This window comes from Streptomyces sp. NPDC111744, assembly GCF_055634995.1.
This window is the reverse complement of the sequence record NZ_JBVKCG010000051.1, coordinates 1-18,598: the sequence shown is the minus strand read 5'-3', so window position 1 is coordinate 18,598 and position 18,598 is coordinate 1. Positions and strand designations below refer to the sequence as shown.

The 18,598-nt window shown below is 69.7% G+C and carries 24 protein-coding genes; 9 read left to right on the top strand and 15 right to left on the bottom strand.

Translation table 11 applies throughout. From position 1 onward, the window contains the following. The first annotated feature begins 165 nt into the window (after positions 1–165). Positions 166–336: a hypothetical protein gene (locus tag ACZ7OO_RS43240; RefSeq protein WP_471512881.1), complete on the top strand. Its 171-nt coding sequence runs from the start codon at positions 166–168 to the stop codon at positions 334–336. A 232-nt stretch (positions 337–568) separates the two neighbouring features. On the opposite strand, the gene ACZ7OO_RS43235 is transcribed toward ACZ7OO_RS43240, so the two are convergent. Then, positions 569–1,624: a hypothetical protein gene (locus ACZ7OO_RS43235; RefSeq protein WP_471512880.1), complete on the bottom strand. Its 1,056-nt coding sequence runs from the start codon at positions 1,622–1,624 to the stop codon at positions 569–571. A 10-nt stretch (positions 1,625–1,634) separates the two neighbouring features. Beyond that, positions 1,635–2,435, bottom strand: a complete 801-nt coding sequence (locus tag ACZ7OO_RS43230; RefSeq protein ID WP_471512879.1) for an XRE family transcriptional regulator — start codon at positions 2,433–2,435, stop codon at positions 1,635–1,637. Between the two features lie 642 nt (positions 2,436–3,077). On the opposite strand from ACZ7OO_RS43230, the gene ACZ7OO_RS43225 reads away from it, so the two are divergent. Then, positions 3,078–3,464 carry a hypothetical protein gene (locus tag ACZ7OO_RS43225; RefSeq protein WP_471512878.1) on the top strand — a complete coding sequence of 129 codons (387 nt, stop codon included), beginning with the start codon at positions 3,078–3,080 and terminating at the stop codon, positions 3,462–3,464. Between the two features lie 156 nt (positions 3,465–3,620). Here the strand turns inward: ACZ7OO_RS43225 and ACZ7OO_RS43220 are convergent, their stop codons facing one another. Beyond that, on the bottom strand, positions 3,621–4,079 hold the full coding sequence (locus tag ACZ7OO_RS43220; RefSeq protein WP_471512882.1) for a lamin tail domain-containing protein: 459 nt from the start codon (positions 4,077–4,079) through the stop codon (positions 3,621–3,623). A 516-nt stretch (positions 4,080–4,595) separates the two neighbouring features. On the opposite strand from ACZ7OO_RS43220, the gene ACZ7OO_RS43215 reads away from it, so the two are divergent. The 3 genes from ACZ7OO_RS43215 to ACZ7OO_RS43205 all read left to right on the top strand — a co-directional run bounded on the left by ACZ7OO_RS43215 (position 4,596) and on the right by ACZ7OO_RS43205 (position 6,850). Then, on the top strand, positions 4,596–4,838 hold the full coding sequence (locus tag ACZ7OO_RS43215; protein ID WP_471512877.1) for a hypothetical protein: 243 nt from the start codon (positions 4,596–4,598) through the stop codon (positions 4,836–4,838). Between the two features lie 97 nt (positions 4,839–4,935). Next, the gene (locus ACZ7OO_RS43210) at positions 4,936–6,264 is read left to right on the top strand and encodes a HEAT repeat domain-containing protein (RefSeq protein ID WP_471512876.1); all 1,329 of its coding nucleotides are present in this window, start codon (positions 4,936–4,938) and stop codon (positions 6,262–6,264) included. Positions 6,265–6,424: 160 nt separating this feature from the next. Beyond that, a complete protein-coding gene (locus ACZ7OO_RS43205) occupies positions 6,425–6,850 on the top strand; it encodes a DUF6233 domain-containing protein (protein WP_471512875.1) in 426 nt (141 codons plus the stop codon). A 234-nt stretch (positions 6,851–7,084) separates the two neighbouring features. On the opposite strand, the gene ACZ7OO_RS43200 is transcribed toward ACZ7OO_RS43205, so the two are convergent. Next, the gene (locus tag ACZ7OO_RS43200; RefSeq protein ID WP_471512874.1) at positions 7,085–7,444 is read right to left on the bottom strand and encodes a hypothetical protein; all 360 of its coding nucleotides are present in this window, start codon (positions 7,442–7,444) and stop codon (positions 7,085–7,087) included. Between the two features lie 1,263 nt (positions 7,445–8,707). On the opposite strand from ACZ7OO_RS43200, the gene ACZ7OO_RS43195 reads away from it, so the two are divergent. Then, positions 8,708–9,067 carry a hypothetical protein gene (locus ACZ7OO_RS43195; RefSeq protein WP_471512873.1) on the top strand — a complete coding sequence of 120 codons (360 nt, stop codon included), beginning with the start codon at positions 8,708–8,710 and terminating at the stop codon, positions 9,065–9,067. 330 nt (positions 9,068–9,397) lie between these two features. Here the strand turns inward: ACZ7OO_RS43195 and ku are convergent, their stop codons facing one another. The 3 genes from ku to ACZ7OO_RS43180 form a co-directional block, all read right to left on the bottom strand. Further along, positions 9,398–10,360, bottom strand: coding sequence for a non-homologous end joining protein Ku (gene ku / locus ACZ7OO_RS43190; protein ID WP_471512872.1), 963 nt, complete (start codon positions 10,358–10,360; stop codon positions 9,398–9,400). A gap of 126 nt (positions 10,361–10,486) precedes the next feature. After that, on the bottom strand, positions 10,487–11,545 hold the full coding sequence (locus tag ACZ7OO_RS43185) for a ParB/RepB/Spo0J family partition protein (RefSeq protein WP_471512871.1): 1,059 nt from the start codon (positions 11,543–11,545) through the stop codon (positions 10,487–10,489). Then, a complete protein-coding gene (locus ACZ7OO_RS43180; protein WP_471512870.1) occupies positions 11,542–12,825 on the bottom strand; it encodes a ParA family protein in 1,284 nt (427 codons plus the stop codon). Before ACZ7OO_RS43180 ends, ACZ7OO_RS43185 begins: the two co-directional genes overlap by 4 nt. Before the next feature lie 333 nt (positions 12,826–13,158). Here ACZ7OO_RS43180 and ACZ7OO_RS43175 point away from each other — a divergent pair, with 333 nt between their 5' ends. Continuing rightward, positions 13,159–14,133, top strand: a complete 975-nt coding sequence (locus ACZ7OO_RS43175; RefSeq protein WP_471512869.1) for a hypothetical protein — start codon at positions 13,159–13,161, stop codon at positions 14,131–14,133. 130 nt (positions 14,134–14,263) lie between these two features. On the opposite strand, the gene ACZ7OO_RS43170 is transcribed toward ACZ7OO_RS43175, so the two are convergent. From ACZ7OO_RS43170 to ACZ7OO_RS43140, 7 genes are all read right to left on the bottom strand, one after another. Then, the gene (locus ACZ7OO_RS43170; RefSeq protein ID WP_471512868.1) at positions 14,264–14,605 is read right to left on the bottom strand and encodes a hypothetical protein; all 342 of its coding nucleotides are present in this window, start codon (positions 14,603–14,605) and stop codon (positions 14,264–14,266) included. Positions 14,606–14,671: 66 nt separating this feature from the next. Next, positions 14,672–15,178, bottom strand: a complete 507-nt coding sequence (locus tag ACZ7OO_RS43165) for a hypothetical protein (protein WP_471512867.1) — start codon at positions 15,176–15,178, stop codon at positions 14,672–14,674. Next, positions 15,175–15,366, bottom strand: coding sequence for a hypothetical protein (locus tag ACZ7OO_RS43160; protein WP_471512866.1), 192 nt, complete (start codon positions 15,364–15,366; stop codon positions 15,175–15,177). Before ACZ7OO_RS43160 ends, ACZ7OO_RS43165 begins: the two co-directional genes overlap by 4 nt. A 35-nt stretch (positions 15,367–15,401) precedes the next feature. After that, positions 15,402–15,716: a hypothetical protein gene (locus ACZ7OO_RS43155; protein ID WP_471512865.1), complete on the bottom strand. Its 315-nt coding sequence runs from the start codon at positions 15,714–15,716 to the stop codon at positions 15,402–15,404. Next, the gene (locus ACZ7OO_RS43150; RefSeq protein ID WP_471512864.1) at positions 15,713–16,081 is read right to left on the bottom strand and encodes a WhiB family transcriptional regulator; all 369 of its coding nucleotides are present in this window, start codon (positions 16,079–16,081) and stop codon (positions 15,713–15,715) included. Before ACZ7OO_RS43150 ends, ACZ7OO_RS43155 begins: the two co-directional genes overlap by 4 nt. Positions 16,082–16,269: 188 nt before the next feature. Then, positions 16,270–16,749, bottom strand: a complete 480-nt coding sequence (locus ACZ7OO_RS43145; RefSeq protein WP_471512863.1) for a Pycsar system effector family protein — start codon at positions 16,747–16,749, stop codon at positions 16,270–16,272. A 19-nt stretch (positions 16,750–16,768) separates the two neighbouring features. Further along, complete coding sequence (locus ACZ7OO_RS43140) at positions 16,769–17,218, bottom strand: RRQRL motif-containing zinc-binding protein (protein ID WP_471512862.1); 450 nt, start codon at positions 17,216–17,218, stop codon at positions 16,769–16,771. Positions 17,219–17,498: 280 nt separating this feature from the next. Between ACZ7OO_RS43140 and ACZ7OO_RS43135 the strand changes: the two genes are divergently transcribed. Both ACZ7OO_RS43135 and ACZ7OO_RS43130 read left to right on the top strand, forming a co-directional pair. After that, a complete protein-coding gene (locus tag ACZ7OO_RS43135; RefSeq protein ID WP_471512861.1) occupies positions 17,499–17,672 on the top strand; it encodes a hypothetical protein in 174 nt (57 codons plus the stop codon). Positions 17,673–17,731: 59 nt separating this feature from the next. After that, positions 17,732–17,923: a hypothetical protein gene (locus ACZ7OO_RS43130; protein WP_471512860.1), complete on the top strand. Its 192-nt coding sequence runs from the start codon at positions 17,732–17,734 to the stop codon at positions 17,921–17,923. 11 nt (positions 17,924–17,934) lie between these two features. Here ACZ7OO_RS43130 and ACZ7OO_RS43125 read toward each other — a convergent pair whose 3' ends face one another. After that, positions 17,935–18,489 carry a DUF6197 family protein gene (locus ACZ7OO_RS43125; RefSeq protein WP_471512859.1) on the bottom strand — a complete coding sequence of 185 codons (555 nt, stop codon included), beginning with the start codon at positions 18,487–18,489 and terminating at the stop codon, positions 17,935–17,937. Positions 18,490–18,598 lie beyond the last annotated feature (109 nt).

The window sequence follows — 18,598 nt, the reverse complement described above, 5'->3', positions numbered from 1 at the left end:
AGCCCCGCACCACGAACCCGGGAAGACCGTGAAACGAGCCGAAACCCTCACCGAACATGTCCGCTTGAAACAGCAGCGAGGTTAAACGCCAAGCTTAGCGGGGCGAACGGGGGGTGTGGGCCGCCTTCTTGTTCGTGGCCGTCGGTCTAGGAGTGTCGGAGCCGCGTGAAATCGCTGCCGCAAGGCCTGGCGGCCTGGCGCGCCGCTTCCATGTGGCTGCTCAACCAGGCTGGCTCGGTCGGGGTGCTCGTTGGTGGGGCGGACCCGGGCGCATTACAGCAGGGGCCGTCGCAAGTCGTGACGATCAGGCTGATGCCGATAGCCAAGATCTCGTAACTGGCGCCGCATAAGAGCTCGGCCAGGTCAGCGGGCACGATGCAGGCCAGCTGTATCGGGGCAAGCGGGTGGGGGTCTTTGCCCGGCAGAGGCGGGCGATGGCTGAGGTGCATGGCAAGCGCTCCTTTCGGATGTCGTCGTGGCGGGGAGCCCGCCCGGCCGGTGGCCTCGGAACCGAAACGGGCTCCCCTCCTTGATCCTGTTCGGATCTGCCTTTCGCTTGTCGGACCGGCTACAGGCGGTGGAGACACGCGGAGGCAGCGACGGACGGTGCAGCCGCTCTGATGCTGTTGAATCCCGACGGGGCGGGTGCGTACGTCTGGACGAAGCGGCGCAGCCGGTATGACCGGCGGTTGCTCCGGGTGTCGGGGGTATCGGCTGCGGTGGCTGTTTTCCAGCAAACGGCGGCGGCCTTCTCGAAGAATCCGTCGGCCAGTGCGGCTTCGTGGCTGGCGGCAGTGACTTCGACGTCCAGGTGTTCCGGGGCCTTTGCAGGCGGCGGGGCGGGCAGGCCTCTGGTGCCGGGATTCGAGGGCAGCCGGTTTGGCAATTCTTCGGCAGGCTCGGCTTCGCCCGTGGGCCACGTGCAGTCAGTGCTGCTGGAAGCTGCTGCGACGGCGTTCCCAAGTCGCTCGGCGAAGCGTGTGCCGGGTACCGGGATCTCGCAGTCAGGGTGGAGGACGTATCCGGTGCTGACGGCGCGGGCAACAAACTGGATGAGCGCCCGGGTGGTGGGGGTGTGGGGGCGGGGTGTGGCATGAGTGAGGTGGCTGAGGATGCGCAGGACGGTCACCAGGCTGGTGTCGGCCGTCATCATCCGGTAGGCGGGGGCGTCTTGGCAGGGGTCGGTGGAGTCCTCGGGTGGTGCGTAGTCGCCGGCTTGGCCGTGCCACAGGGCGGCGGCGTGAGTATCGCCTTGGGCGAGGTGGTGGAGGTAGAGGCAGTAGGCGGAGACGGTGTCGTCGGCGCCGGCGGCGTACTGCCACCAGAAGCGAGCGCCGATGTCGGCGCCGGCAACTCGCAGGGCGCAGCCCAGGATCCGGGCGGTGCGGGGTTCGGGGACCTGGTCGGTGAGGAAGTCGGCGAGTTTCTCGGAGGTGGAGTGGGTGACGACCGCCTCGCACAGCGCGGCAAGTCGGGCGGCAGCACTGTCGTCCGCCTCATCCGGCCAGTAGCCGGCCCAGGGCAGGAGATCGTCCTCAGCGTGGTCGTTGTAAGGGACGACGTCGGAGGGGACGTGGGGGTGGTGCAGCAGCGACCGGGCGAGGAGGTCGTCGACAGTGCTCATGGCGGGGGAATCACTCCTGGGGTTCGGTATCGGGGAAGAGTTCCTTCAGGGCCCATCGGGCGTGATGGTCCAGGGTGTGGGTGACGGCCGGGGACAGGCCGACGATGCCAGGGACGTCATCGGCGTCGATGCCACACAGGTAACGCAGGACGGTGATGTCCCGCTGGTCTGCAGGCAGGCGAGCGATCGCGTCGAAGAACCTGGCGAAGACGTCGACCTGAGCCAGTTGTTCCACCAGGTCGGGTGCCTCGTACGGAGCCGTGGTGCAAAACGCAGCCGCGCGGAGATCCGGGTATCCGCCGGGACGACGGGCCGCGCGGGCCAGGACGCGGGAGCGCAGCAGCTCCCAGGCGTAGCGGGGCGTGTGGGGGCTGGCGGTCGCTTCGTCCCAGGTGACCCAGAGGATGTCGAAGGTCTCGGTCACCGCCTGCATGGCGCGCGGGCCGGCCTGGAGGAAGGACTGGGCGTAGGCGGTGTAGGGCTGGCGCATGGCCTGGGCCAGGCCAACGTGTGCGATCGGCTGGTCGTCTGGGTCACCGGACTGAACGTCAAGGATGCGGTTCTTGATCCACGTGGCGTCTTTCTCGGCTTCCGCTGCGGCCATCTGCCACAGCCGACGCAGCGGAGCCACGGGAAGATTCAGTACCCGCACCACGCTGTAGGTCATCTCCCAGCCTGGGTAGTAGCCCTTGCCGCGTAACAGCTCGGACAGGCGGGTCTTGGAGTACCCGGAACGGCCCACGAGGTCGTCCAGGGTCAGCCCGCTCGCGGCGAACCGGCTGCGTACCGGTCCCAGCCAGGTTCGGTGCATCAGGCCAGCGCTCTCGCAGATCGGCTCCGGAGGCCGGCCGCGGCGATGCGGAGGTTCCCCCGCAGGCTGCTGAGGAACGAGCGGCGTCACCGCGACGGCTCCCCACTCGTGGCCCGTGCCGCACACGATCCCGCCGACGCGCCTCGCCGGGCCACCGTGCCACGACGCGCGAACGCGGTCTGGCGGACACGAAGCCTCAGCGGTGGGAACTGAAGCACGGCCACCGCCGTGAGCTGTCCCGGCACGGACCCGCCCGTGCCCCGTGTGAAGACCACCGTCATCAAGACGACAGCCGTCACCAGCGTGCTTGTCATGTCACCTTCCCTAGGAGGCAAGCGTCTGAAAGGACTTCTCCGAGGCGGTGCTCACGCGCCTCGGAGAAGCAGGACCACAGCATGCTTGCGCCGGGCGTACGCCCTCAACGAGATCAGGAAAATGCGGAACAAAGGCACTTCGCCAACTCAAGGGCCCTGATGGTCACAGAAGACCACCGACGGACTACGCCTAGAACTACGGCTGGTACTCCATACCGACCACGGGATCCAGCAAATCATGGCGGAATGAACCTTTTTGATGGCGGAACCGTACTTCTTATTGCGACACTCGATGGATTGCGCACCATGGAGAACGGGCGCCTTCCAGGTGCCGCACCTTCCTGTCTGGAAGGCCACGCGGACCCCTTGTGCTCAAGAATTACCCGGAGGGGACCGCACCGCTTCCGTCCAGCACGTACTGGGCGGAAGCGGCGGCAACCGGCACAGACGACGCAACCGCCCAGCAGCCACTAGCAGGCTGGACGACCCCCGCGCGCTCATCGCGGTCTCCGCGGCCTCCAACCGGTCCAAGGCCGACAAGGACCCGACCGACTGGCTCCCGCCGTACACCCCCTACTGGTGTGACTACGTCACCGACTGGATCGCCGACAAGACCCGCTACCAGCTGAGCGTCGACCCCGCCGAGCAGGCCTCGCTCACCGAGCAGCTTGCCGCCTGCCCGGACCGGCCCATCACCGTCACCCTCGCCCACTAGCAGGCATGCGTCTGGCCCGTCACCACGGCGCACAACGGGTGACGGGCCAGACGGGGGACGACGGCGGGACGCGGCGGCCGGCGGGACGCCGAGGACAGGCGCGCACCGCCGGCTGCCAGGGGTGCCGGCCAGGGGCGGCCGGCACCGGCTCTGCGGTCAGTGGCGGTGGCCGCCGCCGCGGCGGTCGCCCCAGGACGCCTCGTCGATGAAGCGGCCGTGGTCGTTGCGCAGGGTCGCGGTGTCCCGGTCGTTGTTCCACACGTAGTTGCGCCGGTCCTGGTACACGTCCGCCCTGCGGTCGCGGCCCTCACCGGTGTGGACCCGGACCGTGGAGCGGCCGTCCAGGCGGAAATGGCGGAAGGTGTAGGTGTGGCCGGCCTCATCCGAAAGGGTCCAGCCGTCCAGGTTCACCGCCCGGCGGGACGTGTTCGTGACGTCCACCCATTCCTTGTTGAGCGACCAGTTGGAGCGGTCGTCGCGGCCCGGGGAGTCGTACTGCACGTCGCTGATCACCACGGCCCGGTCGTGCGGGCGGGCGGCGGGCTGGCCCGCGGCCGCGGCCGGCAGGGCGAGCGCGCCGACAGCAGCGGTGGCGACAGCAGCGGCAGCGGTCATACGACGGGCGGTCACAGAAACGGACACGGGATCCCCCTTCTCGGAGCCACACCCTGCGCCAGCGATATGAAGTCGCAGGCCAGTGGGGTGGGTTGTGCGGGTGGCGGCCCGGTCGGCCGCACACCCACACCCTGCCCGACCACGAACCCAATCAGTGTGGAAAACGAAGCATGTGACGAATCACGGATATTTCAGTGACTCTCATCTGCAAGGCGCATGTATGCGATGAACATGACTAATTGACGGATTGTCACTCACGGATGCCGCGCCAGCGGCGGCACGATGGCCGATCCCGCCAGGCAGCGCCACCGGAAGCCGGAGGCCCGGTCCGCAGAAGTGCGTAACAGCCGCTGCAGTCCGAACGGGTGAAGCCACCGGCGTGACCGCGCCGTGGGGTTGGTCTTCGCACCGCTGACGTGGCCTCTCGGCGGCCCTTCGCCATTCCCGCGCCGGGCTGCTGCGCCGCCTGTCCGCCGCACGGCGGTAGCGCAGTTGCGGTTGTGTCGTTGTCCTGGCGTGAGCGCGGAGAGGGAAGACCGGGACGAGATGGTGTTCGCCCACTTGACTGGTGCCTACTGGTCGGCTGGGGCCGGCGGGGACTGCGCCGGGTGCCGCGAGATGTTCGGCGCAACGGTGGGCGAGCGGCAAGGGCTGGTTGGTGGGGGTCCCGCTCTCGGCGACCGGGTGGGCTGGCTGCGTGTGGTCATGCTGCTGGTCGCGGTACTCACGGTGTCGGCCGCGGTGGTGGGTGTTCTTTGACTGGCGATCTTGACCGATTGACGGGGGAGTTTGACCGCTGGGCTCAAGGAGAGCTCGTCTGGCGGCGGTGTCAGCGGTCCCTGCGAGCATACGAATCATGAAACGATCCGACGATCTCCTGGCAAGGCTGGACGACATCGACTGGGCAGCTCTGGGGCACGCCTACGGCAGCGCCGAGGACGTGCCCGGACAGCTCCGGACGGTGTGCGGGCCGGACGAGGAGGCCCGGAAGGGCGCCTTCCGCAGCCTGTTCGGCAACATCTTCCACCAGGGCACCCGGTACTCGGCCTCTCCGTACGCCGTGCCGTTCCTCGCCCGGATCGCTGTCGCGGGCCCAGCCGGCGCTCGGGCAGACGCACTGCTACTTCTGACCCGTCTGGCCATTGATTGGCACGACGAGTACGACCTCCCGCTCGGTATCGACACCGCCGCGTGGCGCGCCGCAGCCATCAGCCCCGAAGAAAATTTGCGCTGGTACGACGAGCAGATCGCTGCCGAGACCGACGAGGAACGGTTGAAGAACTTGCGCGAGGGACGGGCGTACTGTGCGGCGGGGCACCCCGTCGACGCTCGCGAGGGCGCATTGCGCTCCTATGACGCGGTCCGCGCCCAGCTTCCCGTCCTGCTCGAACTGCTCGACGACCGAGACCCGGAGATCCGCACCAAGACCGCGTACCTCCTCGGCTGGTTCCCCGAGGAGGCCGACGCCACCCTGCTCCCGTTGCTGGCCTGCCTCGACGTCGCGCGGAACCCAGTCTGCGTCGCCACGGTCCTCGTTTCGGTCGGGCTCATCGCCGACCACGATCCGGGCAGCCGACTCCGGCGCCACCTCAACCACGAGCACCCCTTGCCGCGCTGGGCCGCCGCCACCGCCCTGACCCGCTTGCTGGTCGCCCACCCGGCCGCCGCGCCCGGCCTGCCGCCGGCGGAGCGCATCGCCGCCGAGCTGGCGGCCTTCGGCGCCGGGCCGGCCCCCGAGTCCGTCAGCGCCCACCACGGCGGCGACCTGCACAGCTACACCGTCCGCAGCCTGCTGCACCTGATGGGCGCCGCCGAGAAACCGGACGGGATCCTCCTGGAAATCGTCCGCGCCCTGCCTCGTATCGAGAAGACCGGAGTCGTGCCCCGCCCGCTGGCGGTCCGCACCGAGAACCTGCTGGAAGCCCTGTTCGACCCGGCGGACACCGTACCGGTGTTCGCCGATCTCTCCCCTGGGCGGCGGGAATTGCTGAGGGTCCTGGCCGAGCTGCTGACCGCCGCGGACTTCCAGCCCGTGCCGTTCGGCTCCGACCTCCACGAACGGTTCACCCAGTACGGCCTCCCCGGCACCCGCCCCGCCCTACGCGCCTACGTCGGCCTGTCCACCGAAGGCGAGGATCCCAACGCCCCCCTCCCCGACCCCTGGGAACCATTCCGCAAGCACTGATCCCGCCGCCCCTCACCCACACACCGGCCGCTGAGCCAGATCGAGTGACAGGACCCAGCAAAGGCCAAACTCACCCGACAAAAGGTCAAGATCACCTGCCAAAGGACAGTGGGAGCGCTGGCCTGACGCGGTCGGGTCGAACAAGTCTAGAATCGAACGCATGAACGAGTTGCCGTCGGATCCCCCGCGCCTGCGCGCGATCCTGACTCACCTCGACAAGCAGCTCGCCGACACCGACACCATCGCTATCTACCTGCGCCTCCAGCGCAGTGCAGTCATGGCCGCGCTCTCCCGCGCCGAACGCACCGCGATCCCGCGCCCCGCAATCTCCGCACCCAAGCGGCCCCCGGCCCTGGCCGACCGCCGCGAGCCTGCCGGCCGCACGCCGACCCGCTACATCGTCGAACGCCCCGCGAGCGCCCGGCAGGCCGCGCCCATCCACACCAGCAGCTGCACCAAAGGCTTCACGAGCAGCAAACCCATCGATGCCGACCTCGCCCGCCAGGCGCTCGTCAACGACCCCCGTGGCTTCACCGCCTGCAGCACCTGCCGACCGGACACCGAGCTGGGCATCGACATCGCCTGACTGCGTCAGGCGCCGGGCAGGCTGCGCAGCAGCTCGCGGACCGCTCGGCGGATCGCCAGGCGGCGGGCGATGCCGGGTGCGGCGTAGGCGGCGACGACCAGGACCGCCCGGCGAACGCGGCGAGGGGGCCGACCCAGCAGGACATGAGCAGGGCGGTGCCGGTCAGGAGCAGGGCGGCGAGGGTGAACGCGAGCGCCTGGTCCCGGTCCCGGTACACCAGGCGCGTCTTCGGGGTCATGCGCGGCGTTTCAGGCATCCGGCCGGCACCTGGCCTCCGGCCACGATCCGCCACAGGCTGCCGCCGCCGCACTCGCGGTACTGCGACCAGCCGCCCCGGCCGACCGCGACCACGCACGACGTCACCCGCTCCCCCTTGCGCAGGTAGCGCACGATCGGCGAACGCGTCGTCGCCACGGGCCCCTCGTTCCACGCGGGCCTGCGCACCGCCACCCGCTGGACGGCCGTCCACATCGACGCGCACGGCCCCGCCGCGCGCATGGGTGAGGCGGGGACGGGCGGAGCGGCGGACAGGACGGTCACGAGGACGACGGCGACGGCGGCCGCCGTGGTCAGCAGACGTCGGATCGGGTACACACGCGATCAACCCCCGACCGGGGCCGGTCAGTCACGGCCACACTCGCAAGATCACTCGCCGGTGGAGCAGCGGGCAGCTTGTCTGCCCGGCGGCGCGCGCGGCCCCTGCCGTCGCGCGCAACGCGAACACCCCGCGCGGCATCCCCTCGGCCGCCGCCCGACCCGGCCCCACCCAACCACCCACCACTTCCAACAAGGTTCGGGGCGGGGGAGTAGGCGTAGAGGGGATGTCCGCAACCCGACCACGCCCGAACAGGCACCTGAGCTGCACGGACACGGACCCCTCTCCCAAAGCAGCGCAACCTCTACCGCAACCCCCCCAGCGCAACCTCTGCCGCAACGTCTACCGCATCCCGTGGCGCAACGACGGCACGCCGTCGGCGGGACCGGGCCGGTCACCGGCCCGGCGCGCGCGGCCCCGCCGTCGCGCGAGCACACCACCCGGCCGCCCGGTCCCCCGCAGCGCTCCCCGCGCCCCGTCTCTTCCCGGCCCTTTCCCTTTTTCCCTGCCATGGCGGTTCGCGGGGTGCTCTGTGGGGGATGTCAGACCCCCGACCACGCCCGAAAACGCATGGTGACCTGCACCAATCCGGACAGATCATCCGGGCTCGCGCAAGAGATGTCGCAGGAGTTGTTGAGCAAGATGTCGCAGGAGTAGTCGCAAGAGATGTTGCGCCCGGACGGGCGCGGCCTCAACGGGCACGATCCAGGGACCGGCCCTGACGGCGGAGCTCCGCCCGCGCGGCCGGCTCCGCAGCTGCCCGCAACCAGTACGGGTGCCAGCGCAGCCGGACCGACAGAACGTACAGACGCCCCGAACACTGGGCCGCCTCCGAACTCGCCCACACGTCCCCGCCGGACACACCGGGATCTCCCTCACCGACGCCACCGGGGAACGCGCCCTGCCGCTCCTGCTCGACCTCCAACACTGACCCGACCACCAACCCGACCAAGGCCCGGCCCACACGGTCCGGGCCTCACTCGTACCCCCACCCCGACCAAACCAGCCAGCCAGGGCGCGTCACCTACGACATAACCCTTGCGGGGGCCAAGCACCGCCGGGCGGGCAGTGCTTGGCATCGAGTGCGCCCACACGCCGAAAGCGCCGCTGCAGCAACAGGGGTTGCGCGGCTTGGGGCCGCCTCCGTCATGGTGCTGCCCGCCCCGCTCAGCCGTCGGTAACTCGGTTTGCTCGCCACCACGCGACACAAGTGCCGCGCCCTGTCACTGTCCTGCCCCACCCCAGCGCACCAAGGGGTGAAAGTGCCCGTCCCGAACCCGGAGTCCGCCGTGCCCACCTTCAGCGAGATCCAGACCGAACTGTCCCGTCTCTACCACGCGACCTCGCTCGCCGCCGTACTGGCCTACACGGTCAAGATCCTGCCGGACCTGATCCGGGCAAGCGCCGAGTTCCTCCCGGCCTGGAGCCAGTCCCAGAACGACCGCATGCAGCGCAAGACCGACCGCATGCTGCGCAAGCTCGCCTTCAAGGACCTGGACTCCGCTACCGCCCGAGAACACTTCTTCCCTACCGGACAGCCGCCAGGCACGGCACCCGACCAGCACGCCGCGCCAGAGACCCCGAACCCACTTCCGGACAGACCGAACGGATCGCCGCCATGACCACTCACCGGCGGTGCCCCGACCTCACCCCGGCGCAGTTCGAACAACCGTGCCAGAGCGGCCGGTATTCTGCGGGTGGGGTGGCCGAAAGGCGCCACCCGGAACAGGACGCCGCCATGACCACGCCCCCGCCGCCGATCTCGGAACCCGACCCGTCCGCACTGATCTGCCCCGGCGACCGGATCGGATCGTGTGCCGGATGCCAGCGCAGGACGCACCGGTACGGCAGCGGCGGCTGCCCGCTGTGCCAGTGGTGCATGGCACCGATGATGGACCGATGGGGTACAGCCGTGCGTCACATCAGCACGCGCCCCTGATCACCGCCCGTGGCTACGCGCTGCGGCGGGGCTTGCGGGCGGCCGTTTTCTTGGCCGTCGTCTTCTTCGCGGCTGTCTTCTTCGCCGTCGTGGTCTTCTTCGCGGCCGACTTCTTCGCGGGGGTCCTGGTCTTGGCCATGGTCTTTTTCGTGGGCATCTCGTGGACCTGCGCGTCGGTGCCGGTGGCCTCGCCGCGTGAGGTCTTCGCCTTGTCCACGGACTCCTGCAAGGCGGCCATCAAGTCGAGCACCTTGCCCGCCGGCTTCTCCGGCTCCGGCACCTCCGGCAGCTCGCGGTCCTCCCGCTTCGCCTCGATGACCTTCTCCAGCGCCTCCGTGTAGTGGTCCACGAAGTCAGGGCCCTCCAGACGATCGGTGGTCATCCGCTCGATCAGCTCCACCGCCTCATCGACCTCCGCGTCCGACACCTCCGCCGCCGGCGGGTACAACTCCGACGGGTCGCGGACCTCGTCGGGCCAGCGCATCGCGTGCAGCACGATCACGTCATCCCGCACGCGCAGCAGCCCCAGCCGCTCGCGGCCGCTCCACGCGAACTTCGTCACCGCGACCCGCGCAGACCGCTGCAACGCCTGGCGCAGCAGTTCGTACGGCTTCGCGGCCACCGGGCCGTCGGGCTGGAGGTAGTAGCCCTCGCCGATCCGGAGGGCGTCGATGGACTCCCACGGCACGAACCCGTGGATCTCCAGCGCCTTCGCCGTCGGCAGCGGCAGGTTGCGCAGGTCCTCATCGGTGATCGGGACGACCTGGGTCTTGGTCAGCTCGTAGCCCTTGCCGATCTCATCCTGGCGGACCTCGCGGTCCTCGACCTCGCAGAACTTCCGCACCCGCACCCGGGCCATGTCCTCCAGGTGGTACTGGTGGAAGCGCACCGAGTGGTCCTCGGTCGCGCTGGCCACGTGGACCGGCACCGTGACCAGGCCGAAGCTGATCGCGCCAGACCAGATGCTGCGGGGCATGGCAGACCTCCATAGGGGCCCCGAGCACTCTCAGCCTACGATCACCACCGCCCCGCGGCGCGCTGCCGGTACGCAACAACGAGGGGGCCCGCACCGGTCGGTGCGGGCCCCTGGTCGGCTCGAACGTCAGACGGCGATCTGCCGGTCGCGGTGCTTGATGAGCGCGTCGAGCATCTTGTTGAACTCGTCGGGCTCCATCTTGTGGATGAGGAAGTACGCCGCGTCCAGCCCGTTGTCGTACGGGAACATTTTCGTCGGCCGCTGTCCTGCGGACTGGTTGCCTCCAGTCGATGCGCCGTCGTCGGCACGCGGTTCGGGGAGCGTTGCGGTCGGGCTCGCCGGTGACTGGTCGACCTGTACCGGCAGCGCCGTTTCGGGATTATCACCGGGTGATACTTGCCCGGGCTCCGGGTCGTCGCTGGCTGCTGCGTCGGCCGGCACCGGAGCTTCCGTCGTCTCATGGGAGGATTTGCGGCGGTCGGCGGCGGCGCGCTCGTCTGCTTTCTTCTTCTGTTCTGCGGGGGAGAGCTTGCCCAGGTTGCGTACGTGCTTCACCGTCCGCTCGCCGGTGACAAGGTCTTTCTGGAGCTCCGGCGACAGCTTCAGCAGGGACAGCTTGCTGGAGATGGTGTTCTGGGGGATGCCCAGTCGCCGGGCGGCCTTGGTCTGGCTCCCGTAGTAGGTCACCAGTTGCTGGAGGGCGTGAGCCTCTTCCAGTTCGGTCATGTCGTCGCGGTGGTAGTTCGCGATGAACGCGGCCTCGAGGAGGGACTCGTCGGTGCTGACGCGGGCGTTGTCGACGCGGACGGGGATGGTGGCCAGGCCTACGCGGCGTGCGGCTTCGAGGCGCCGGTGGCCGTCGACCACGACGTAGTGCGCGCCGTCGTCCAGGTCGTCGGTGCGGTCGGGCCGGTCATGGAGGTAGGCCTCGGTCGTCGCGATGACGATGGGCAGGATGACGCCGACCTCGCGGACGGATGCCACGGTGTCGTCCAGGTTGCGCAGGTGGTTGCGCGGGTTGTCGGGGTTGTCGCTGATCTGCGTGACCGGAAGGTCGGTGACCACTGCTGAGGTGGTGTCGCCGTCACCACCGATGGCGTGGCCGATGACACCGCGCCGGGAGCTGCGGGCGCTGGCAGCCGCGCCGAACGCGGTTCCGCTGCCGAGTTGGGCGGCCTTGCTCACAGGGTTGCCTCCATCGCGATCATCCGCATGGTGTTGGCCTGCTTCGAGTGCGGTGCGTACGAGAGCAACGGCTGTTTGACGCGGACCGCTTCGCGCTGTTCCTTCAGGTCGTCCAGGACGGCCAGGACGCGCTGGTCCTCCAGGCTCGCCCACTGGTCCAGGGACGAGGTGGCCACGAAGCCGCGGCGTGCGTCGTACTGGTTGACCACCAGGCCGAGGTAGTCGATGTCCAGGCCGAGGTCCTTGCGCAGGTCCTCGATCTGGTCGACCAGCATGCGGTAGGCGGTCGCTGAGCTGTCTTCGGCCTGGACGGGGATCAGGACGCCGGAGCGGCCGGGGCGTTCGTTGCGGCGCCGGCGCGCGTAGTACAGGGCTGCGTCCATGGCTAGACCAAGGCTTGGCGGACAGTCGATGATGATGACGTCGTAGTCGTCCTCGATCGGCCTCAGCGCTCGCTCCAGTGCTACCTCTTTCTGGAAACCGCGGGACTGGGCGGCTGTGAGAGCGAGGCGGGAGTCGAGTACGAACCCGTCGAAGGCACCGGGCAGCACGTCCAGGCGACGCCCGAACCGCGGGTCGTCCACGGTGACGATCAGATCGCGGAGATCGCCCTCCGCCTCACCGATCATGTGGGAGACCAGGCTTTCCCGGCCGGGCTCGATCTGTGCGATCCCGAGCTGGTCGGACAGGTGGCTTTGGGGGTCGTAGTCGACGACCAGGACCCGCCTCCCGCCGACCGTCACCCGGGCGAGTAGCTCTTCGACGTCGGCTTTGGTCTTCCCTATGCGCTTGAGGTCGCCGTAGGCGAGGGAGTCGATGAACCGGGTGAGCGCGTCCCGGCCGGCGTCGGGGTCTTCGGCGTAGGCCTCGCCCATCCCGAGGGACACCGTGGTCTTGCCGACGCCGCCCTTCTGGTTGGCGTTTATGATCCGCACCGGGTCGGCGGGCTGCGCGGCGTTCTCCGGGGAGGGGTGTTCGTCCAGCCAGAGCCGGATGCTCTGCGCGAGCCCCTGCGTGTAGGAGACGGACCGATCCGCGCAGGTGGTCTTGAGGTCGTCGTACAGGCCCGGCGGGAGCCACGGTGAGAACGACTTGGCGCCCGATGTGTCGATCTCGGGCAGCGGGCGGGTGCTGGCCCGCCAGGAGGTGATGCCGGCTTCGACGGCATCCTGGATGTCCAGGCCGAGTTCGGCACAACGGATCTTCAGTTCGCGTTGGAGTGCCGGGGGAAGCTTGGACGCCACCTTTTCCCGGTCTCCGTCAGGGTATGGAGAGGCCACGACGTCACCTTACTGACTCTCACGGGTTTCGTGATGACCGGTTCACGCGATCTGATGCGGTTTCACCCCACAAGTGGGCGACGGATTATCACCGGGTGATAGTCCGTGGCAGGCGCCACGGGGCGGCATCGATTATCACCCGGTGATAATCCGTCGAAGATCACTCACCGGGCAGGCCTGCACCTTCCAACGCAGAACGAACCCGGCCCCGCCATACCCGAGGCCGGGCCCCTGTTTACCCACAAGCTTCGCGAAGGGCTGGAAACCGTCGCGTTACCGGATTCTCGTGTGGGGAGGATGGGCTGGTTGACCGGTCAACGGCGAGGGGGCTGTGTGGCACGGCGAGATGTCGAGAAGGCACTTGTAGAGATACGCGAGGCGGCGCATAGCTCCGCTGCCGGGCTCGCGGGGTTGCAGAAAGATCAGGAGGACCTACGCCGGAAGGTGCTGGAAACCATCCAACAGGGCACTGCGGGGCTGCGTGAGGAGAACCGGGAACTGCGGCGGCGCCAGGAAAGGATGCTCACCGACCTGGCAGACACCCGTACCGGCGTCGAGGCGCTGCGGCGAGAACTCGCGCAGGCCGTCGCACACATCGTCGGCGCGCCCCCGCCATCGAACGGGACGGATAACGGGTCCACGCTCGAAGTGATGCAGCACACGCCGCAGTCGCTGAAGGCTGCGGGCAGCAACGGATCGGGGGGTACAGCAGTGAACGAGGTCATGGACCCGGCCAACGGCCACGATCAGGATGCACCACACGGCCGGCCGCCGGTCCAGAGCGATGCGCCTGAAGCCGTCACAGAGTCGGCACCCGATACGCCAGCCTCAGTTCCGCTCGAACCCGCCGCCGGAGAATCCCTCGCTGACCTCGCAGACAGCACCCTGGAGCATCGCGACCAGGAGCGGCGGAAGGATCGCGATCACCACACCCAGAGCGTCTTGCAGGCCGCGGGTATCGCTTCGGCGAAGGTCATCTGCCATCGGGACACGTGGTCGTTCCTAATCGAGCAGACCTCGCAGCACTCTCACTTCCGGCTGCCCGAACGCATCAACGACCTCGACGACGGAATGATCGAGACGTTCCTCTCTGGGCGCTCGGTGCTGGCCGTCCTCGTCACCATGCGCAAGGTCCGCGACACCAGCGTCCAAGACGAGGAGGACATGGCGACCTGGGCCCTGGCCTGCGCGATCTACCGACGCACACAACTGGCCGTCACCGACACCGCCCACGGCCGGCCTGCCGGTGCCCAGGTCACCACCATCGTCCTGGACGACCGCCCCCAGGTCACTGGCGAAGCTGCGTGACCGCGTTCTGCGGCACAACAGCACAGGGCCAGCACCGGCCCGGAGCGCGGCAATAACCTGCGGTCCGCTAGGAACGCAAAAACGCCCTGGTCCCGCGACTGAGTCGCGAGACCAGGGCGTTGTCGTGATTTCAGGCGGGGTGGGTGTAGCGGATCGGCTTGCCGAGGCTGCGGGCGTATGCGATCTCGCGGCGGGTGCTGTCGCCGATGTAGCCGCCGGGGTTGACGACCAGGACGTCATCGGCGAGGTCGATCTTGCGCAGGTGCAGGGTGTCCAGCATGTGTTTCATGCGGTCGGCCCGGTCGGGGGTCGACCACAGCTGGTGCGGTTCCCGGAGGTTGCAGCCGGGGGCGAGGACGATCCGGCCAGCGGCCGTCTCGTACAGGGCGGCCTCGGCGAGCTGCTCCCAGAAGCGGGTGCTGCCGCACAGGACGACGATCGGCGGGCGGGAGCTGGCGCTAGTGCTGTGCATGGGGTCCCTTCGGTCGGGGTGTGGGAACGGGGGCGGCCCGCCGTGTGCCGACGGGCCGTGTAGTGGTCAGCGGCAGATCTGCCGGAGGGTCGGGACCGCGTGGATGCTGCCGCAGTCGATGGAGCCGTCGGGGAGGTGCGGGGAGCGGCCGTGGGTGGGGGCGAGGTCGGTGAGGATGTCGACCAGGACGCCCTCGGTGTCGAGCAGGATGTCGACGTAGCCGCGTCCGCAGGTGCAGGGCACGGTCAGGGTCAGGGCGTCGAGGGCGCCGTCGTGCTCGGTGATGCGGAGGGTGTGGTGCAGCCAGGCGCCGCCGTCCAGCCAGGCCACGGCCGCAGGTTCGAGACGGCGGCCGCCGTCGACGGTGACGGCCGGGTAGCCGTGCCAGTCGGCGGCGTCAATCACCTGGGCGAGGGTGTCCGGGTAGGCGTAGTAGATGTGGTGGGCGGCGGCGGTTTCCGCGTCGTCGCGCTGCTCGTCGTCGTCCGGTCCGACGGTGTCGGTGGCGATGCCGAGCAGGACCGCAAGCGGGGAGTCGGACGCGTACGGGCGGGGGCGGGAAGCGGTGGTCATGACGTCCTTCCGGTGGTGGTCGAGGTAGTGCGCGGACGGCGGCTGGTGCTCAGGGCGAGCGCCAGGACCTCGCGGTTGCGCCGCTGCTGCTCGGGGGTGAGGGGCCGGTGCGCCGGTGCCTGGCGGTGCCAGCACAGAGAGGCCGGCGGTTCGGGGTAGGCGAGGGTGCGTTCGCGTGAGCTGCTCATGGGTGAGCCCTCCGTGCGGAGTGATCGAGCAGGGGTCAGGCGTGGTCGCCCTTGTTCTTGGAGGACTTGGGCCTGATGTCGGAGGCGAACCGGCCGAGCCGGGCCTCCACCGGGTTGGCGGTGATCCAGGCTTCGGCGCAGGTCTTGTGCACGGCCTCGCCCGCGTGGGAGCGCATCGGCGTGGGCCTGTCGCACAGCACGCACGGCTTGTTCTGCCAGCCGTCGAAGTGGCGGCCGTCCCGCCAGTCCAGGAGGGCGCCGGGCTCGGGGATCAGGCCCGGCTCGAACGGCCGCGCCTGGTGCTTGCCGCTGTTGTCCGGCGCGGGCGCAGTCCGGGCGGCCGTGCTCATGCGGCAGGATCCGCTGCGACCGACCGGTCCCGGCGGGCCTGCTCCTGGTCGGCGAGGACGTCGACCCAGTCCGGTCCGAGGCGTGCTGCCAGCCGGGACCGCAGCTGCGTGCGCTGGCGGGGCGTGGTGCCCGCGAGGATCCCAACCGGGGTCATGTCCTTGTTCACCAGCGCCCACAGCAGGCAGTCGGGAGCCAGCGGGCAGCGGGCGCACACGCGGCGGGCCCGCTCCAACTCCGGCATCCGGCGGCTGTAGTCGCCGCGCTCGAAGTCGAACGCCTCCGGCTCGCGCTGGCAGCGGGTGAGGGTCGGGCTCTGGGGCCGGGGGAAGCGGGGGTCTTCCGTGCCGTGGGGGTAGATGGTCATGCGGCCCGCCTCCAGCCGGTCGACGGCACGAGGGCGGTGGTCAGTAGGAGGGTGCGCTGCCTGATCCAGGCATGCGCGGGTAAGGCGGAGGCCATACTGGGATCTCCCTGTCTCGTCTTGTACGGGATGGGCGAACCCCGGGGCAGGCGCATGTGTTTGGACGCCGTGACGTCTGCCTCGGGGCGGATCTACAGGGCGAGGCCGGCGGCGGCGAGCGCGAGCAGGACCAGCGCACCGAGGATCAGGTCGACCGCGTGCGCCAGCAGCGTGAACTTCCGCACCGCGATGGCGGACAGGACGCGGATGCGGGCGGCGCGGGTGTCGCCGGTCATGCTCGCGAGGATCTCCGTGTCGTCCACCAGGCGTGCCCAGTACGGGAACGACGCGCGGTCGGCGCCGCTGAGGCGGGGCCTCACGACCAGGAGCAGCAGGACGGCGGCCAGGGCCAGGGCGAGGACGGCAGCCACACCGAACACTGTGGTGAGCAACGGCAGGTGGTCGTCCACGAGGGAGCCGAGTCCGGCGAGGACGGCGCCGACGAACGCCAGCAACAGCGAGGCTTTGCTGTCAGTGCGGCTGATCTTCGCGTCGGTGTCACGGACCGCGTCGTCCAGGGCCTGGTCTGGGGTGTACGACGTCGGGGTACCGGTGTCGGGGATGGTCGTCACGGGCGGATGTCCTCTCAGGTCAGGCGGCGAGCCGGTGGGCGGCCGGGGTGTAGGTGGTCGGGTCGGCCGGGGTGCCGTCGTGGCACTCCAAGCAGGTCCCGATGGTCTTCAAGGGAAGGCAGTAGACGTACCGGCGGCGACAGTCGGGGCAGGTCTGCCGGGCAGCCATCGCCCGGTCCAGCGCCCATTCCTGTGCGAGCGTCGGCACCCTCTTGGCCACGGCCTGGCGCGCGTCGTAGAGGTAGCCGCGCGAGGGGTGGGTGCACGACCACTGCGGGGTGTAGCGGCAGCGGGCGCACCGCAGGATGCCGACCGGGGCCTGTCGGCCCTTGCTGAGGTCCTTGTCCCGGAGCTGGCGGCGGGTCAGGAGATGGTCGGGGCATGCGCCCTGGTCGTACTCCGGCAGGCCCTGCGCGCCGCGCAGTAACCGGACCACCTCCTGGCGGCGGCGCTTCCTGGTGCGGGGCATCACCGGATCCAGGGGGTGGGCAGCCGGATGGGGCGGTGCGGGTAGCGGGGGCCGGGGCGCTGGGGGCGGGGCCGGCCGATCCGGCGGCGTGGTCGGGGGATGAGCACGGTCGTGGTCCTCCTGGCGGTCGGGGACATGCGACGCCCCACCAGGCCGAGCGGCTGGCAGGGGCACAGGGTGACGCTGGCGCTTATGCGTATGCAGGGGCGGGATTCCCCACGGCTGTGGCGGGGGAGGGTGCAGGGGTCGCCGGAGGGTCTGGCGGTAAGGGAGGGCGAACATGCCGCAGAAGAGCGTGTGGGGCGACTATGCGGAGAGCCGGGCCGATTTAGCGGCTGGCCGGGAGGGTGAGGAAAAGCAGACCGACGCCATCGGGGAGGGCCTGGCGGCCATCGCGTACGCGTTACTCGATGTCGCCGCAGCGATCCGAGAAAGCACCGAATCCCGCGGGTAGGGCCGATACCGGAGCGTGGTGCGTCAACCTGAGGCGGCGACAGATGAGGGGTAGCCGGGATGGCAGTTGAGTTCGATGCGGTGATCGACCATGACGGCGTGGTCTGGCAGGCGTTCACCGATGAGGACGGGGTGCTGGTCATCGACGTCGATGCGGACGTGATCGTGTACGTCAACCGTGCGATCGTCGGCGGCCTGGTCTACCCGGCGTGGGTCGACGACGACGGACGCCTCATCATCGAACTCGACTGACCGGCCCGGCGCTACAGGATCCGGGCGTCGGCGAGTCCGGCCGCCCTGCGCAGCATCCGCAGCGGGGTGCAGCCGTCGCGCTGCCGGTCGTTGAACCAGGGCACGGACGGGACGTCGTCGCCGAACTCGCGGCGGATCGCGTCGAGCAGCACTTCCTCAGCGTTCACAGCGAGGCCGGCGTCGCCGCGGGCCTCGGTCCGGATGGCGCCCATGAGGCAGACCGCGCCGTCGGCGTTGGTGAGCGCGCCCCTGCACCATCCGCCGGTCTCCATCCGGTGCTGCGCGCGCTCCAGGAGCACGGCGACCGGTGTGCGGTAGGTGGCCGGCGGTACGGCGGCCGGGGCGGTGACGGGCGCGTAAGGGGCGGTGATGACCTCGGCGAGGTCGAGGGGGTCGGTGGACAGGTGGGCGGTGCGTACCTCGTGGGCGACGGCGGCCTCTTCCAGGCGAACGGTCATGTCGGCGAGGCGGGCGGCGAGCCGGGCCTCCAGCCCGGGGTCCGCCGTGTCGGCGGCGGGCGCTGCGGGAGGCGGCGGTGCCGTGGCGGTCCGGGTGGAGACGGTCATCAGGGGCTCCGGTCAGTGCCTGTTTCTGAACCCGGTAGCTGCACGTCAACGGCCGCCAGTCCGGAATGAGAGCTTTGTGCATGCGTTCGGCGAACGGTCACCGTGACCG

Bases quoted from the DNA above. Each gene is read 5' to 3' on its own strand.
- ACZ7OO_RS43235 (WP_471512880.1), bottom strand. From the start codon at position 1,624: ATGAGCACTGTCGACGACCTCCTCGCCCGGTCGCTGCTGCACCACCCC.
- ACZ7OO_RS43230 (WP_471512879.1), bottom strand. From the start codon at position 2,435: ATGCACCGAACCTGGCTGGGACCGGTACGCAGCCGGTTCGCCGCGAGC.
- ACZ7OO_RS43220 (WP_471512882.1), bottom strand. From the start codon at position 4,079: ATGACCGCTGCCGCTGCTGTCGCCACCGCTGCTGTCGGCGCGCTCGCC.
- ACZ7OO_RS43210 (WP_471512876.1), top strand. From the start codon at position 4,936: ATGAAACGATCCGACGATCTCCTGGCAAGGCTGGACGACATCGACTGG.
- ACZ7OO_RS43205 (WP_471512875.1), top strand. From the start codon at position 6,425: ATGAACGAGTTGCCGTCGGATCCCCCGCGCCTGCGCGCGATCCTGACT.
- ku (WP_471512872.1), bottom strand. From the start codon at position 10,360: ATGCCCCGCAGCATCTGGTCTGGCGCGATCAGCTTCGGCCTGGTCACG.
- ACZ7OO_RS43170 (WP_471512868.1), bottom strand. From the start codon at position 14,605: ATGCACAGCACTAGCGCCAGCTCCCGCCCGCCGATCGTCGTCCTGTGC.
- ACZ7OO_RS43165 (WP_471512867.1), bottom strand. From the start codon at position 15,178: ATGACCACCGCTTCCCGCCCCCGCCCGTACGCGTCCGACTCCCCGCTT.
- ACZ7OO_RS43160 (WP_471512866.1), bottom strand. From the start codon at position 15,366: ATGAGCAGCTCACGCGAACGCACCCTCGCCTACCCCGAACCGCCGGCC.
- ACZ7OO_RS43155 (WP_471512865.1), bottom strand. From the start codon at position 15,716: ATGAGCACGGCCGCCCGGACTGCGCCCGCGCCGGACAACAGCGGCAAG.
- ACZ7OO_RS43150 (WP_471512864.1), bottom strand. From the start codon at position 16,081: ATGACCATCTACCCCCACGGCACGGAAGACCCCCGCTTCCCCCGGCCC.
- ACZ7OO_RS43140 (WP_471512862.1), bottom strand. From the start codon at position 17,218: ATGCCCCGCACCAGGAAGCGCCGCCGCCAGGAGGTGGTCCGGTTACTG.
- ACZ7OO_RS43135 (WP_471512861.1), top strand. From the start codon at position 17,499: ATGCCGCAGAAGAGCGTGTGGGGCGACTATGCGGAGAGCCGGGCCGAT.
- ACZ7OO_RS43130 (WP_471512860.1), top strand. From the start codon at position 17,732: ATGGCAGTTGAGTTCGATGCGGTGATCGACCATGACGGCGTGGTCTGG.
- ACZ7OO_RS43125 (WP_471512859.1), bottom strand. From the start codon at position 18,489: ATGACCGTCTCCACCCGGACCGCCACGGCACCGCCGCCTCCCGCAGCG.